Raw genomic sequence first — 14856 nt, 5'->3', positions numbered from 1 at the left:
CGTACCGGGGATCGGTTTTCTTATGGTGATCGACCTGGGGGAGCCGCGGGACGAGGTCGAGCTGTCGCCGCGGCCCTTGTCGCGGTCCCAGCGGCGGGCGATGGGAGCCACGCTCGCGCTCGCGACGCTGCTCAGCGCGGGCGGCGCGGCGGCACCGGTGCGCCCTGAGCTCGTCGCCGTGACCATCCGCGCCACGGCGGCGGACCATTACGTGGTCGACGACGACGCGCTCTACCTCATGCGCCCCAGCGACGTGGTGGTGCGGGCCGGCCTACGCACGATCACCCGGTACCGGCTGCCGGACGCCACCGAGCCGGAGTGGGAAGCCGCCATCTACACCGCGGGCCGGGTGCGCGGCGCCTCCCTTGTGGACGGCATGCTGCTCGCCGTCACGCAGGCGGGTCCGGACATCGAGACCATCGCCATCCGCCCGGACACCGGTCAGGAGGTGTGGCGCCGCACCGGTTGGTGGTACGAAACCTCGGCCGGCAACGGGCTGCTCCTGGAGTCGCGCGCCATGACGCAGCAGCTCTTCAGCGTGGAGCTGGCGACGGGCACGGTGCGCTGGTCGCGCATCTACCCCGCGGAGGATCCGGTGCTCATCGACGGCGAGCGTTTCGTGCACTGGACGAAGTCCGGCACGGCGGAGGTGCACGACAGCACGACCGGCGACGTGCTCGCCACCGCCCACCTCCCACTGGACCCGGAGCTGGCCCCGCAGGTCGTGGGCGACCTACTGCTGGTTCCCGAGGAGGACGAGGACGGATCGGGGCTCACCGCCTACGGGCTCGACCGCCTCGACCGCCGCTGGCGCGCCGACGTCGACGTGCGAAACGAGTACGTCAGCGGCGAGTGCGGGGACGCCGTGTGCGTGGGCGTCCGCAACGACGGCGGCATCCGCCTCGTCGACCTCGCCACCGGCCGCACCCGCTGGTCCGCGCCGGGTTGGGGGTACGCCTACCCGGTCGGCCCGTACCTGTTCGCCTACGGCCGGAGCGAAACGAAGAACCCCCGGGCGGCCCTGCTCGACCCCGTGGACGGGCACGTCGTGGGCGACCTCGGGCAGTGGAACGCCTCGCTGCCCGCGGACGACGGGCGGATGCTCGGCATCCGGGAAAACGGCCTGCGCACGCTGGTCGCCCGCCTCGACCCGGCCGCGGCGAAGGTGAAGGTGCTCGGCCTGCTCGCCGGCGTCTTCCAGTGCCAGGCCAGCCCGGTCGCGGTGGTCTGCCGCCGTTCCGGCGGATCTATCGGAGTCTGGTACCCCGAGCGCAGACTGTAACCGTGGCCGTCGTCGGCGTCATCGAGCTCGGCGAGATGCGGCACGGTGGCGAGGTCGCCGTGCCGGAGCCGGTGCGCCCGCCGGTGCGGTGGCGGTTCGCCTGGGCGCTCGCCGGGCTGGCCGTGCTCGCCACCACGCTGGGCCCGGCGCTGCCCGATCCGGTCCCGCTGGCCGAGGCCACGATCCCGGCCCGGCTGGGCGACGCGGCGTTCGCGGTGGGCGAGCAGTTCTACGTGGTCACCTCCGACCGCACGGCCGTGTACGGGCCGCGCACCATCACCGCGTACACGCTGCCGGGCGCCACCCGGCTCTGGCAGGCGCCGCTTCAGCTCACCGGCGCGCTGCACGGGGTCGGCAGCGCGGGTGGGCAGATGCTGATCAGCACCCAGCCGGAGCTGCTGGAGCAGGTGGAGACGGTGTCGATCCGGGAGGCCACCGGCCAGATCATGTGGCGGCGGCGGGCGCTCTTCGAGGGCGTGACGCCGCGCGGCCAGGTGCTGCTCTGGACCTCGCTCGACGGCACCCCCAGCGCGAGCACCGGGAGCGAAAGGCTGGAGGCCGTCGATCCGGTCACCGGCGCCGTCCGGTGGGCCTACCGGGTGCCGGCCGGCGGGTGGCTCTCCTACCGGTACTCGGGCGAGACGCCGACCCACGTCGTCACGCTGCTCCCGTCGGGCCGGGTCGAGGTGCGCGACGTCGCGGACGCCCGGGTGCTGGCCGCCGCCGACCTCCTCCCGTCGCGGCCGCCGGCGACGCCGGCGAGCTACGTACAGTTCGCGCTCGACATGATGCTGGTGCGCGAGGGGCCGATGGCCGTCGCGTACGGGCTCGACCGCCTCGAGCGCCGGTGGCGGGCCGCGATCGACCTGGCGTCGGAGTACGTGGCCCCCTACTGCGGCGACAAACTTTGCGTGATCGCACACCTCGGTGGTGTACGGGTGGTCGACCCGGCCACCGGCCGGATGCTCTGGGCCGACCCGACCCGCTCGTCCATCAGGCGGGCCGGCGACTACCTCGTGAGCGAGGTCAACGGCAGCCACGGCAGCACCCAGCTCACCACGCTCGACCCGGCCACCGGGCGGGAGCGGGCGCAGCTGGGCGAGTGGATCGTGATCGCGCCGCCCTCCGACGACGGCGAGCTGATCGCCATGCGCACCGACCTGCCCACCTCGCGGGCCTGGCTGGCGCGCATCGACCCGGCCACAGGCGGCGCACGGTTCTTCGGCGTGGTTCACGGCGTCACCGGCGACTGCGACATGCGCGCCGGCGCGGTGATCTGCCGGCGTCTGAACGCCACGGTGGGTATCTGGCGCCCTGTCCCGTTACCTTGACTCACGTCGGCTTCACACCCCGGGGTGGAGGCTGACCTGGCGACAACGAACGGGAGGTGGCCACCATGCGGGTCCTGGTGGTCGAAGACGAGCGCGCCCTGGCCGACGCGATCGCGCGCGGGCTGCGGCGGCAGGGCATGGCGGTGGATCTGGCGTACGACGGCTCCACCGGCCACGAGATGGCGTTCGTCACGCGATACGACGTCGTGGTGCTCGACCGGGACCTGCCCGGCGTGCACGGCGACCAGATCTGTGCCGACCTGGTCTCGTCCGGTGCCCTGACCCGGGTGCTGATGCTGACCGCCAGCGGCACGGTCGCCGAGCGGGTGGAGGGGCTCCAGCTGGGCGCCGACGACTACCTGCCCAAGCCGTTCGCCTTCGACGAGCTGGTGGCCCGCGTGCAGGCGCTCGGCCGGCGGGCCACACCCGCCGCGCCCCCGGTGCTGTCCGTCGGCGATCTGGTGCTCGACCCGGCCAAGCGGGTCGCCACGCGCGCCGGGACGCCGCTCGACCTGACCCGCAAGGAGTTCGGCGTGCTGGAGGAGCTGCTCAAGGCCCGCGGCGGCGTGGTGTCCAGCGAAGAGCTGCTGGAGCGGGTCTGGGACGCCAACACCGACCCGTTCACGACGACCGTGCGGGTCACGGTGATGACGTTGCGCAAGAAGATCGGCGACCCACCCCTGATCGAGACGGTCGTGGGTGCGGGCTACCGCGTCTCGGAGGCGGCGTGAGCGAGCGAGTTGGCGCGGCGGCGTCTGGACGGAGCCGGCCCGCCGACGTAGTCGGGGTTTCGGGCTGGCGGAGGAAGACGTCGCCTTCAGCGCCGCACGAGCGAGCGAACCCGGAGGCACCGTGACGGTCTACTCTGGACGGCCGGGCCGTCACCGGCTGCGGCCGACCCTGCGGCTGCGGCTCACGCTGCTCAACGGCGTGCTGCTGGTCGGCGCCGGCGCGATCCTGGTGCTGCTCGCCTGGCTGCTGGTCGGCGACGCGCTGCACCCGGCCGACCAGCTCCGCGCCGGCACCACCGTCGAGCTGGCCAACGGCACCCGGCTCGACGCCCGCGACTGGCAGGACCAGGTGGTCGACGCCGCCTCGCGCGAGCTGCTGGCCAAGGGTCTCGTCGCGCTGCTCGCGATCAGCATCGTCGGCGTCGCCGGCGCGTACGCGGTGGCCGGCCGCGCCCTCCGCCCGCTGCACCAGGTCACCTCGACCGCCCAGCGGCTCGGCGAGGAGACGCTGGACCAGCGCATCCGCTACTCGGGGGCGGACGACGAGGTGGCCGAGCTGGCCGCGACGTTCGACGCGATGCTCGACCGGCTGGGTGAGGCGTTCGAGACGCAGAAACGCTTCGTGGCCAACGCCTCGCACGAGCTGCGCACTCCGCTGGCCGTGATGCGCACCGAGATCGACGTGACGATGGCCGACGAGGAAGCCGACGTCGCCGAGTACCGCCGCATGGCCACCGTCGTGCGGGACGCCTCCGAGCGCGCCAACGGCCTCGTCGACGCGCTGCTTGTGCTGGCCCGCAGCGAAGCCCAGTCCGGCCGGCGGCTGGCCCGCAAGGTCAACACCGACCTGGCCACCGCGGCCACCACGGCCCTTTCCGCGGTACGGGGTGAGGCCGACCGCCTCAAACTGACCGTGACCACGTCGCTCAAGCCCGCGCCGGTGGTCGGCGACCCGAGCCTGCTCGACCGCCTCGCCGGCAACCTCATCGAAAACGCGATCCGGTACAACCACCTGCACGGCAAGGTCTGGGCCCGCACCGGCTCCGACGCCGCGGCGGCCTGGCTGGTGGTCGGCAACACCGGCTTCGAGGTCGACCAGACCGACGTGCCAGGGCTCTTCGAGCCGTTTCGCCGCGGCGGGCGCGAGCGCACGGGAGCGCGCGGCTCGGGGCTTGGCCTGTCGATCGTGCGCGCGGTCTGCGACGCCCACGGCGGCACGGTGACGGCCGCGGCCCAGCCCGGCGGCGGCCTGGAGGTCACGGTCACCCTGCCCGCCGCCGACACCACACCGGTCGTCGCCGCCACGGCCGCCGTGCCGACCCATTGATAGCGCAAGCGATGAAGGATTAAGCGGTTTTGCCCGCGTCCGCGTCACTTGCGGACCGTATGCTCCCGCGGGCACCGCTCCCGGCCGGCGGCTCGCGGGGCGAGCCGAAATCCCCGGCGGGCTTCTCGTCACAGCAGATCTTGGTACGAATTGGCCCTCATAGGGGCAGCTTCGTACCAAGATCTACCCCGGTCTTGTGAAGCCCGACCCCCACGCAGGCCATGTTGGACGCGCGGATGGGCTTGTCCGGGGGAGCTGGCAGCGGAGGTCGGGGATCTCGGCGAGCCCTGGCGAGCCGCCGGCCGGAGCGGTGCCCGCGGGAGCATACGGTCCGCAACTGGCGCGGACGGGGGCAAAACTGCTTGAAGGTGTTACCGCACCCCTGGACTGGCGATCAGTGTGACCTCGACTCCGAAAGGTCTCTAGACGAGCGCCGATCTGCGCCGGTGTGAGAAATTGGGCCATGGCGTCGGGCTGGTCGGGATGACGGAGCTTCGGGTGCGTGCTGGCGGCACCGGGTCGCCGACGTTTCTGTTGTTGCACGGTCTCGGCGCCACCTGCGACGTGTGGGCCGGACTCGCCGGCCTGCTCGGCACGTCCGCCTGGGTCGCGCCCGACCTGCCTGGGCACGGCGGTTCGGCGCCGCTGCCGAAGTATTCGTTCGCCGCGGTGGCGGAGGCGGTCGGCGACCTCGTCGATCCGGGCGGCACCGTGGTCGTTGGCCACTCGTTCGGCGGGGTGATCGGGCTGCACCTGGCCGGAAGGCCTGGGGTGCGGGCCGTGGTCGGCCTGGGGATCAAGGTCGCGTGGACCGCCGAGGACTTGGCGAAGGCCACGGCGCTGGCCGGGCGGCCGGCGGCGGTGTTCGAGACCCGGGACGAGGCGGTGCGTCGCCACCTGCGGGTCGCCGGCCTCGACGGGCTCGTCGACCCGGCCGATCCCGCCCTGGACGCCGCGGTGGTCAAGGTCGGTGTGGGCTGGCGGCCGGCGTTCGACCCACGCGCGTTCGGGGTCGGCGAGCCTGGCATGGCCGGCCTGGTCGAGAGTGCACCGGTGCCGGTCACGCTGGCCCGCGGCGAGCACGACCACATGGTGAGCGCGGCGCAGCTCGCGGCGCTGGTGCCCGCGCCGGCCGACCTGCCGGGCCTGGGACACAACGCGCACGTCGAAGATCCGGCCGCGCTGCTGCCGCTGCTGGTCGTCGAGTAGCCGGATATTTGCTTGCTCGGCGTGAGAGGTTTGGGTCATGGCTTCGAGAGTGCGATGGATCGACTTCGACTGCGCCGATCCGTACAAGGTGGCGGGGTTCTGGGCCGAGGTAACCGGGATGCGCCAGCACCCGGACGACAAGCCCGGCGACGACGAGTGCGCCCTGCTGTCCGGCACCGACGAGATCGAGGGCGGGATGCTCTTCCAACGCGTGCCGGAAGGCAAGACGGTGAAAAACCGCGTGCACCTGGATCTCCAGCCGACCGACCGCACCCGCGACGAGGAGATCGAGCGACTGCTGGGGTTGGGGGCCTCGCTGGTCGGCGACCACCGCAACCCGGACGGCACCGGCTGGGCGATCCTCGCCGACCCGGAGGGCAACGAGTTCTGCGTGGAGCGCAGCGTCGCCGAGCGCTCCGCCTAGGCGTCCACCGGGGTCGCGGCGCGGCGGGAGAGTTCGCCGGCCAGCTCGGGCGGCGCGGGCGCGTGCAGCAAGGCGCAGTCCGCGCCGCGAAACTCCAGCACAGGCGCGGGTGGCACCACACCGGCGCCGTCTGACCACAGTGGACCGTCCACGATCACCAGTGTGGCGAGGTGCGCCGCGGCGGCGTGGGCCACGCCGGCCGGCAGTGAGCGGTCGACGACCACCGCGCCGGCGCCGTCGACTCCGTGCGCGTTCGCGGCGGTTTCCAGGGCGCCCACCGCGGCCGTGTCGTGGGCCGGGTCTGACTCGCGGCGCAGGAGCACCGGGTGCACCACACCGCCGTCCGGCGCGGCGATCCGCGCGGCCAGGCGGAAGATCTCCGGCGGCGGGTCCACGGTCGACACCGCGACCACCACCCGGCTGCCGAGCGGGCGGTCGGTGGCCGACGGGCGGGGCACCTGGCGCATGAAGCGGCGGCCGGCGATCGGCGACACGATCAGGCTGACCAGGATCAGCACCAGCACGGCGTTGACCACCGACGTGCCGAAGAGCCCGATCTGGTACCCGATGGTCGTCGACGCGAGCGTGGCGGCGGCCTGCGGCGCGGTCAGCGCGAACATCACGCCGGCCCGCGGCCGGGAGAAGCCGAGCAGCAGGTGGGCCAGCCAGGCGGCGAGCACCTTGCCGCCCAGGCAGGCGCCGACGAAGAGCGCGGCCAGGCCCAGCGTGCGCGGCTCGGCGATCACGCGCGGGTCGAGGATCAGCCCCACCGAGACCAGGAAGACCGGGATGAACACGGCCGCGCCGAAGAAGTCGATCCGGTCCATCAGCCGGCCTTCGTTGGGCACCAGGCGGTTGAGGGCGAGCCCGGCGAAGAACGCGCCCACGATGCCCTCGATGCCGAATACCTCGGCCAGCACGGCCGCCGCGAGAAAGCCGGCGACGGCGACGAGGTAGCGCACCGTGCGTTCGCCGCCCAGGCGCCGGAAGCACCACCGGGCCGCGCGGGGCAGCGCGTAGAAGCAGAATCCGGCGAGTACGGCGAAGCCGGCGCCGAGCCGCACGGCGACTTCCCAGGTCGAGGCGTCACTGCCGGTCGTGCCGGAGACCACCGCCAGCACGATCAGCGCGAGCGTGTCGGTGAGCACGGTGGCGCCCACCGCCGTCGCCACCGCCGGGTCGCCGCCGAGGCCGCCCTTGCGGATCAGCGGGTACACGATCAGCGTGTGCGAGGCGAGCAGCGAGCCGAGCAGAAACGCGGCCGGTCCGCTCCAGCCGAGCGCGAAGCCGACCGCGGTGCCGGCCACCATCGGCGCCGCGAACGTGAGCAGGCCGAACGAGAGCGCCGACCGCCGGTACTCGCGGAGCAGGGCGAGGTCGAGCTCCACCCCGGCCACGAACATCAGGTACAGCAGGCCGAGCTGGCCCAGGTCCGGGACCGTCTCGTTGGACTCGCTGATCCAGCCGAAGCCGTTGGGGCCGATCGCGTACCCGCCGAGCAGCAGCCCGATGATGCCCGGCACACGGGCCCGTTCCAGCAGCAGCGGGCCGCCGATCACCACGACGAACAGCAGCAGGAACTCCCAGGCCGGTCCGTGCGGGGCGGTCACCGGTTTCTCCCGATGACGGGTACGTCGCGCGCGTCGCCGCCGAGCCATCGTTTCGTGAGGCGGTCGATCGTGCCGTCGTCGGTGAGCGCGCGGATCGCCGAGTCGACCGCCTCCCGGTTCGCCGAGCCGTCCGGGAGGGCGACCGCGAGCGAGTCGTCCGTGTCGACCCGCACCGCCACGCGCAGCGACCCGCTGGAGCGGTTGGCGATGACGAGCGCGACCGGCATGTCGAGCAGCACCGCGTCCACGGCACCGGCCGCCAGCAGCGTGAGGGCGGCGGGCTCGTCCGCGGTGAGCGCGGGCGGGGTGCCGGGCCGGACGAACCCCGCCAGGACCGCCGCGAGCGTGGTGCCCCGCTTGACCGCCCACCGGGTGTCGCGGGCGGCCGCCAGGTCGGGGATCGCCGAGTGCGCGAGCCCGGCCGGCGTCGCCGCCAGGTACGGCTGGGAGAAGTCGAGGGCCCGCTCACGGTCGGGGGTCGCGGTCACCTGGGAGAGCGCCAGGTCCGCGCCACCGAGGTCGCCGGAGACGATCCGCTCGAACGGCACCCGCACCACCCGTAGCCGCAGATCGAAGCGGTCGGCGAGGGCGCGTGCCAGCTCGTACTCGAATCCGCCCGGCTCCTCCCAGAAGCCGGGCAGGGGGACGGTGGCCGTAGCGACGCGGAGCTCACCCTTTGTGGCCGGCCTGAAGTCGCCCGCCGCCGGGGCGGCGGCGCCACACCCCGCCAGCAGCACCGAGACGAGCAGCGCCCCGACCCACCGCATGTGCTCACACTAGGGCGAATCGGGGCGCGTCTCGCAAAAACGGCTAGATCACGGCAGGCTGGCCACCCCGCGAGGAAGGAAGCGCCGGCCGGTCACCCGCTCGGACGTGCCGGTGCGGTCCAGGTACGGCGTGATGCCGCCCAGGTGGAACGGCCACCCGCTACCCAGGATCAGGCAGAGGTCGATGTCCTGAGGCTCGGCGACCACGCCCTCGTCCAGCATGAGCCGGGTCTCCTGGGCCAAGGCCTCGAGCGCCCGCTGCCGCACCTGCTCGGCGGTGGACGGCCGGTCGCCGACCACCAGCAGCCCGGCGACCTCCTTGTCGACCTCGTCGTCGACCAACAGCGGCCGGCCGGACTCCGCGAGGCGCTTGAGGTTTTCGCTGACCGGGAAGCGGTCCGGGAAGGCGCCGTGCAGGATGCCGCCCACGTGGTACGCGACCGCCGGCCCGACGAGCTGGAGCAGCGGCAGCGGCCGCATCGGCAGGCCGAGCGGGTCGAGCGCCTCGTTGGCCACGTCGAGCGGGGTGCCCTCGTCGACGGCCGCGAAGATCTCGCCGAGGAACCGGGTCAGCAGCCGGTTGACCACGAACGCGGGCGCGTCCTTGACCAGCACGCAGGACTTCTTCAGCTCCTTGCCGACCGCGAACGCGGTGGCCAGCGTGGCGTCGTCGGTCCGTTCACCGCGGATGATCTCCAGCAGCGGCATGACCGCGACCGGGTTGAAGAAGTGGAAGCCGACCACCCGCTCGGGGTGCTCCAGGTCGGCCGCCATTGCCGTGACGGAGAGCGAGGAGGTGTTGGTCGCCAGCACCGCCTCCGGCTTGACGATCTTCTCCAGCTCGGCCCAGACCTGCTTCTTCACGCCGAGGTCCTCGAACACCGCCTCGACCACGAGGTCGGCGTCGGCGAAGACTCCCTTGTCGACCGAGCCGCTGATCAGGCCGTGCAGCTTGGCGGCCTTGCCCGCGTCGAGCCGGCGCTTGGCGACGAGCTTGTCGATCTCGCCGTGCACATACGCGACGCCCTTGTCGACCCGGGCCTGGTCGAGGTCGGTCAGCACGACCGGCACCTCCAGCCGGCGGGCGAAGAGCAGCGCGATCTGGCCGGCCATCAGGCCCGCGCCGACCAGGCCCACCTTGGTGACGTCGCGGGCCAGCGCCGGCGCGGGCGCGCCCGCCGGTCGCTTGGCACGGCGTTGCACGAGGTCGAATGCGTACAGGCCGCTGCGCAGCTCCTCGCGCATCACCAGGTCGGCGAGGGCCTCGTCTTCGGCGGCGGTGCCGGTGGCGAAGTCCGCGTCGCGCGCCATGCCGAGCAGCTCCAGCGCCCGGTTGGCGGAGGGCACCGCGCCGTGCAGCCGGTCGTCGAGTGTCTTCTTCGCGAAGAACAGCACGCCGTCCCACATGTCCTTGTCGACCTCGGGCCGGGTCACGGTGACCTCGCCACGCACGACACCGGCCGCCCACTCCAGCGACCGCTCCAGGAAGTCGGCCGGCTCCAGCAGCACGTCGGCGATGCCCAGCTCGGCGGCCTGGGCCGGCTTGAGCATCTTGTTCTGGGTGAGCGGGTTCTGGATGATCACCTGCGCGGCCGGCGCGATCCCGATCAGGTTGGGCAGCAGCTGCGTGCCGCCCCATCCGGGTACGAGGCCGAGCAGGACCTCGGGCAGCGCGAGCGCCGCCGCGCCGCCGGAGAGCGTGCGGTAGTGGCAGTGCAGCGCCAGCTCCAGCCCGCCGCCCATCGCCGCGCCGTTGACGAACGCGAACGTCGGCACCGTGCTGTCCTTGAGCCGTGCGAAGACGCGGTGGCCTTCGCGGCCGATGAGAAGCGCCTGCTCGCGGCCGGTGATCGTGGGCAGCCCCGTGACGTCGGCGCCGACGCAGAAGATGTACGGCTTGCCGGTGACGGCGATGAAGGCCGGGCTGGCGTCGAGTGCCGACGTGATCGCCGCGTCGAGACTGGCGAGCCCTTCGGTGCCGAGCGTGTTGGGCTTCTTGTGGTCGAAGCCGTTGTCCAATGTGATCAGTGCCGCCGGCTTGTCGAGGCCCGGCACGTTCACCAGCCGCAGCAACGACTTGGTGACAACCTCCTGGTACGTCACTTGCCCTCCCAAGCTGTGCCGGCCTTGGCTTCGCGACTGCGGGGCTCGGTCGCTAGCGCTCCCTCACTCCTCGCGCTCGCGGGGTTCTCCCAGATGACCGTGCCGCCCATCCCGATGCCGATACACATCGCGGTCAGGCCGTACCGCACCTCGGGGTGCTCGGCGAACTGCCGCGACAGCTGGGTCATCAGCCGTACACCGGAGGAGGCGAGCGGGTGGCCGACCGAGATCGCGCCGCCCCACGCGTTGACCCGCGGGTCGTCGTCGGCGATGCCGAAGTGGTCCAGGAACGCGAGCACCTGCACCGCGAACGCCTCGTTCAGCTCGAACAGGCCGATGTCCTCGATGGACAGTCCGGCGATGCGCAGCGCCTTCTCGGTGCTCGGGATCGGGCCGTAGCCCATCACCTCTGGCTCGACGCCGACGAAGCCGTACGACACGAGCCGCATCCCGACCGGCAGGCCCAGCTCGCGGGCCACCTCCTCGGCGGCGATGATGCTCGCGGTGGCGCCGTCGTTGAGGCCGGCGGCGTTGCCCGCGGTCACCCGGCCGTGCGGGCGAAACGGGGTCTTCAGCGTCGCGAGCTTTTCCAGGCTCGTCTCGCGGGGCGCCTCGTCGGCCGTGGCGAGGCCCCAGCCGGCTTCCGGGTCGCGTACGGCCACGGAGACCAGGTCCTGCTGGATCTTGCCGTCCGCGTACGCCTTCGCGGTCTTCTCCTGCGAGGCGAGGCCGAACGCGTCCGCGCGCGCCTTCGTCACCTGGGGCAGCCTGTCGTGCAGGTTTTCCGCGGTGGAGCCCATCACCAGCGCCGACGGGTCGACGAGCTTTTCGGCCAGGATGCGCGGGTTGGGGTCGACGCCCTCGCCCATCGGGTGGCGGCCCATGTGCTCGACACCGCCGGCGATCGCCACGTCGTAGGCGCCCATGGCGATGCCGCCGGCCACCGTGGTGACCGCGGTCATCGCGCCGGCGCACATGCGGTCGATCGCGTATCCGGGCACGGTCTTCGGCAGCCCCGAGAGCAGCGCGGCCGTGCGGCCGATGGTGAGGCCCTGGTCGCCGATCTGGGTGGTGGCGGCGATCGCCACCTCCTCCACCCGCTCCGGCGGCAGCTGCGGGTTGCGGCGCAGGAGCTCGCGGATGCAGCGGATCACCAGGTCGTCGGCGCGGGTGTTGGCGTACATGCCGCCCGCCTTGCCGAAGGGTGTGCGGACGCCGTCGACAAAGACGACATCCCGGACTTGACGGGGCACGACGCGCCTCCTCGTGGGGTGGGATGCTCCTACCCCGGATGCTACCCGCCAGTAACTACGTCAGGTGCTGTGGGACGGGTCACTCCTCCGCCGTGATCAAAGGTGTGGCCGGCTCGCGGAGCGCCACCGCCAACCCGTCCGCGATCAGCCCCACCTGCCAGGCCCGCGCACCGTACCCCCGAAGTGTCGCCGAGACCGTCTCCGGCGAGATCTCCTCGGGCGGGGTCCAGGCCAGCCGGCGTACCGAATCCGGGGTGATCAGGTTTTCCGGCGGCAGCGCGTGCGCGGCGGCGGCCGTCGTGACCACCTCGCGGCACCGGGCGAGGCGGGCGGCCGCGACCGGGTCGCGCTCGGCCCACCGGTGCGGCGGCGGCGGGCCGTCGAGCGGCGGCGCCACCGGCAGCATGTCGTCGGGCAGCTCGCGGGCCTTGGTCAGCGCCTCGATCCAGGTGCGGGCCAGCCGCCGCACCGACCGCCCGCCAAATCCGGGCAGGGTGAGCAGCGTCCGCTCGTCCTTGGGATCGAGCTCCGCGGCCGCGATGATCGCCGCGTCGGGCAGCACCCGGCCGGGCGCCGAGTCGCGCCGGGCGGCGATCTCGTCCCGGGCGTACCACATCGCGCGCACCCGGGCCTGCGCCCGCGCCCCGCGGATGCGGTGGATGCCGGAGGTGCGCCGCCACGGGTCGGGTCGCTGGCGGGGTGGCTGCGCGCCGGACGCGACAAGCGCCGCGAACTCCTCGGCCGCCCACCCGTCCTTGCCCTGCGACGCGAGCTCGGCGGCGAGCTTGTCGCGCAGGTCGGTGAGCAGCTCCACGTCGAGCGCGGCGTACGTCAGCCAGGACTCGGGCAGTGGCCGGGTCGACCAGTCGGCCGCCGAGTGGTGCTTCTCCAGCGTGTACCCGAGTAGCTGTTCGGTCAGTGCGGCCAAGCCGACCCGCTCGAATCCAGCTAGCCGAGCGGCCAATTCCGTGTCGAATAGCCGACGCGGTCGCAGGCCGAGGTCGGCGAGGCAGGGCAGATCCTGGCTCGCGGCGTGCAAAACCCATTCGGCATCGGCGATGGCCTCGTCGAGCACGCGCAGGTCACCAAGGGGAAGCGGGTCGATGAGCACCGTGCCCGCGCCCGCCCGGCGCAGCTGCACCAGGTACGCGCGCTGGGTGTAGCGGTAGCCGGAGGCGCGCTCGGCGTCCACGGCGACCGGGCCGCTCCCGGCGGCGAAGCGGGCCACGACCTCGGCGAGCTGGTCGGGCGTCTCGATCGGGGCCGGGGTGCCCTCGCGGGGGGCAGTCAGTGGCACGGGCCCGCCAGGCGTTGTTGGGTCGGGCCCCACGCTTTCTGTCGCCGGAGCTGGCCGGCTGTGTGGTCCGTCCCCTGCTTGGCGTTGCGCGGCCCGACGGCGCAGGGGTGGTTCGTCGGTCACCCGACAACCGTAGTGTGGTCGCCGGCTGGCAACGAGCAGCCGGTGCCCGGCGCGTCGAACCGTCGCCGGGACAGGGACGCCCGCACGGGCCGTCCGCGCTCATGTCAGCATGAAGGAGACAAACGTCGTTCCGGGGTTGTGCCGAGATGCGACTGTGGAACGGGCGTCCTAGGGGAGGGGCTAGATCTCGATGACTGCTGGGTACGACCCGCTGTCCGCACAGCCCGGAGCACAGGTGCCCGGTCCGCGCCACTCGCTCGAGGAAGAGGTGGGTGTGGCGCCGGCGGGAGGGGCTGGCCAGCCGGCCAGCGGCCCTCCCGACCCTGACGGGCTGTACCGCCCCGGGCCGCCTCCGCCGCCACCGCAGGGCCCACCCGCTCCGCCGTACGGCGCGATGCCACCACCTCCGGGCCCCGGGTACCCTCCGCCGCCGCCCGCCGCCTTCCCGGCTCCGGCGTATCCGGTCACCGCGCCGCCGATGTCCGCGCTCCCCGGTGGTGATCCGCACTACACGCCGTACCCGCCGATGGCGCAGCCCGCTCGACCGCGCCGCCGGCCCTCGTGGCTGGGGCTGAGCGCGCTCGCCCTGGCGCTCGTCATCGGCATCGTCGCGATCGTCCAGTCCATCCAGATCCGTGACCTCCAGGGCCGCGTCGCCGACGGTGACCGCGCGCTCGCCGAGGCGCAGGCCGCGGACAAGGGCCGCATGGACGGCATCGAGGGGCGCACCACCGAGCTGGAGACCGCGGCAGGCAAGGCGTTCAACCCCGAGGCAATCTCGAGCGAGGTGCTGCCCAGCGTGTTCCGGGTGGCGGCCGGGCAGTTCACCGGCACGGCGTTCGCGGTCGGCCGGCAGTCCGGCAGCAGCACCAACCTCTTCACCAACTACCACGTGGTGGAGTCGGTGTGGGCGGCCGGCCAGCGCGAGGTCTTCATCGAGCGCAAGGACCAGCGGTGGCCGGCGACGATCGTGCGGGTCGACCCCCAGGCAGACGTCGCCCAGCTGCGCACCAACAACAAGTTCACCGGGCTGGCCACCGCCCGTGAGGCGGCCAAGTCGGGGCAGCAGATTGTGGTGGTCGGCGCCCCGCTGGGCCTGGAAGACACGGTCACGACCGGCGTCATCAGCGCCATCCGCAAGGACGAGGGCGGCTCCGGCACGGTGATCCAGTTCGACGCGCCGATCAACCCCGGTAACTCCGGCGGACCCGTGGTCAACGCCGCGAAACAGGTGGTGGGCATCGCCACCGCCAAGGCCCGCGACGCCGAGGGCATCGGCCTCGCGGTGCCGATCAAGACCGCTTGCGATCAGTTCAAGATCTGTTGACGTACCGCGCGGCGCGCCCGACCGGCCCGAGAACCGCCGGGTGTGCCGCGCTCTGACCGGGCGGCCGAGCGC

The 14856-nt window shown here is 73.0% G+C and carries 12 protein-coding genes; 7 read left to right on the top strand and 5 right to left on the bottom strand.

Going from position 1 to position 14856, the window contains the following annotated elements; all coding sequences use genetic code 11:
- Nucleotides 1–22: 22 nt before the first annotated feature.
- The 6 genes from AC5L36_RS39875 to AC5L36_RS39850 all read left to right on the top strand — a co-directional run bounded on the left by AC5L36_RS39875 (nucleotide 23) and on the right by AC5L36_RS39850 (nucleotide 6304).
- Entirely contained in the window at nucleotides 23–1282 is a 1260-nt protein-coding gene (locus tag AC5L36_RS39875) for an outer membrane protein assembly factor BamB family protein (protein WP_441224003.1), read from the top strand.
- Between the two features lie 2 nt (nucleotides 1283–1284).
- Complete coding sequence (locus AC5L36_RS39870; protein WP_441224002.1) at nucleotides 1285–2613, top strand: outer membrane protein assembly factor BamB family protein; 1329 nt, start codon at nucleotides 1285–1287, stop codon at nucleotides 2611–2613.
- 65 nt (nucleotides 2614–2678) lie between these two features.
- Nucleotides 2679–3344 carry a response regulator transcription factor gene (locus AC5L36_RS39865; RefSeq protein WP_441224001.1) on the top strand — a complete coding sequence of 222 codons (666 nt, stop codon included), beginning with the start codon at nucleotides 2679–2681 and terminating at the stop codon, nucleotides 3342–3344.
- 121 nt (nucleotides 3345–3465) lie between these two features.
- Nucleotides 3466–4671: a sensor histidine kinase gene (locus AC5L36_RS39860; protein WP_441224000.1), complete on the top strand. Its 1206-nt coding sequence runs from the start codon at nucleotides 3466–3468 to the stop codon at nucleotides 4669–4671.
- A 483-nt stretch (nucleotides 4672–5154) separates the two neighbouring features.
- Nucleotides 5155–5880, top strand: coding sequence for an alpha/beta fold hydrolase (locus AC5L36_RS39855; RefSeq protein ID WP_441223999.1), 726 nt, complete (start codon nucleotides 5155–5157; stop codon nucleotides 5878–5880).
- Between the two features lie 37 nt (nucleotides 5881–5917).
- Complete coding sequence (locus AC5L36_RS39850) at nucleotides 5918–6304, top strand: VOC family protein (protein WP_441223998.1); 387 nt, start codon at nucleotides 5918–5920, stop codon at nucleotides 6302–6304.
- Here AC5L36_RS39850 and AC5L36_RS39845 read toward each other — a convergent pair.
- From AC5L36_RS39845 to AC5L36_RS39825, 5 genes are all read right to left on the bottom strand, one after another.
- Nucleotides 6301–7914 (bottom strand): cation:proton antiporter, encoded by a 1614-nt coding sequence (locus tag AC5L36_RS39845; protein ID WP_441223997.1) that lies wholly within the window; start codon nucleotides 7912–7914, stop codon nucleotides 6301–6303. The genes AC5L36_RS39850 and AC5L36_RS39845 overlap by 4 nt on opposite strands.
- Complete coding sequence (locus AC5L36_RS39840; RefSeq protein WP_441223996.1) at nucleotides 7911–8681, bottom strand: transporter substrate-binding domain-containing protein; 771 nt, start codon at nucleotides 8679–8681, stop codon at nucleotides 7911–7913. Before AC5L36_RS39840 ends, AC5L36_RS39845 begins: the two co-directional genes overlap by 4 nt.
- A 48-nt stretch (nucleotides 8682–8729) precedes the next feature.
- On the bottom strand, nucleotides 8730–10784 hold the full coding sequence (locus AC5L36_RS39835; protein WP_441223995.1) for a 3-hydroxyacyl-CoA dehydrogenase NAD-binding domain-containing protein: 2055 nt from the start codon (nucleotides 10782–10784) through the stop codon (nucleotides 8730–8732).
- Nucleotides 10781–12037 (bottom strand): thiolase family protein, encoded by a 1257-nt coding sequence (locus tag AC5L36_RS39830; protein WP_441223994.1) that lies wholly within the window; start codon nucleotides 12035–12037, stop codon nucleotides 10781–10783. Before AC5L36_RS39830 ends, AC5L36_RS39835 begins: the two co-directional genes overlap by 4 nt.
- Nucleotides 12038–12116: 79 nt before the next feature.
- Complete coding sequence (locus tag AC5L36_RS39825; protein ID WP_441223993.1) at nucleotides 12117–13457, bottom strand: ribonuclease D; 1341 nt, start codon at nucleotides 13455–13457, stop codon at nucleotides 12117–12119.
- Nucleotides 13458–13647: 190 nt separating this feature from the next.
- Here AC5L36_RS39825 and AC5L36_RS39820 point away from each other — a divergent pair, with 190 nt between their 5' ends.
- Nucleotides 13648–14784 (top strand): S1C family serine protease, encoded by a 1137-nt coding sequence (locus AC5L36_RS39820; protein ID WP_441223992.1) that lies wholly within the window; start codon nucleotides 13648–13650, stop codon nucleotides 14782–14784.
- Nucleotides 14785–14856: the final 72 nt, after the last annotated feature.

This window comes from Phytohabitans sp. LZ39, from assembly GCF_059359075.1.
This window is presented reverse-complemented; position numbering and strand designations above follow the sequence as displayed.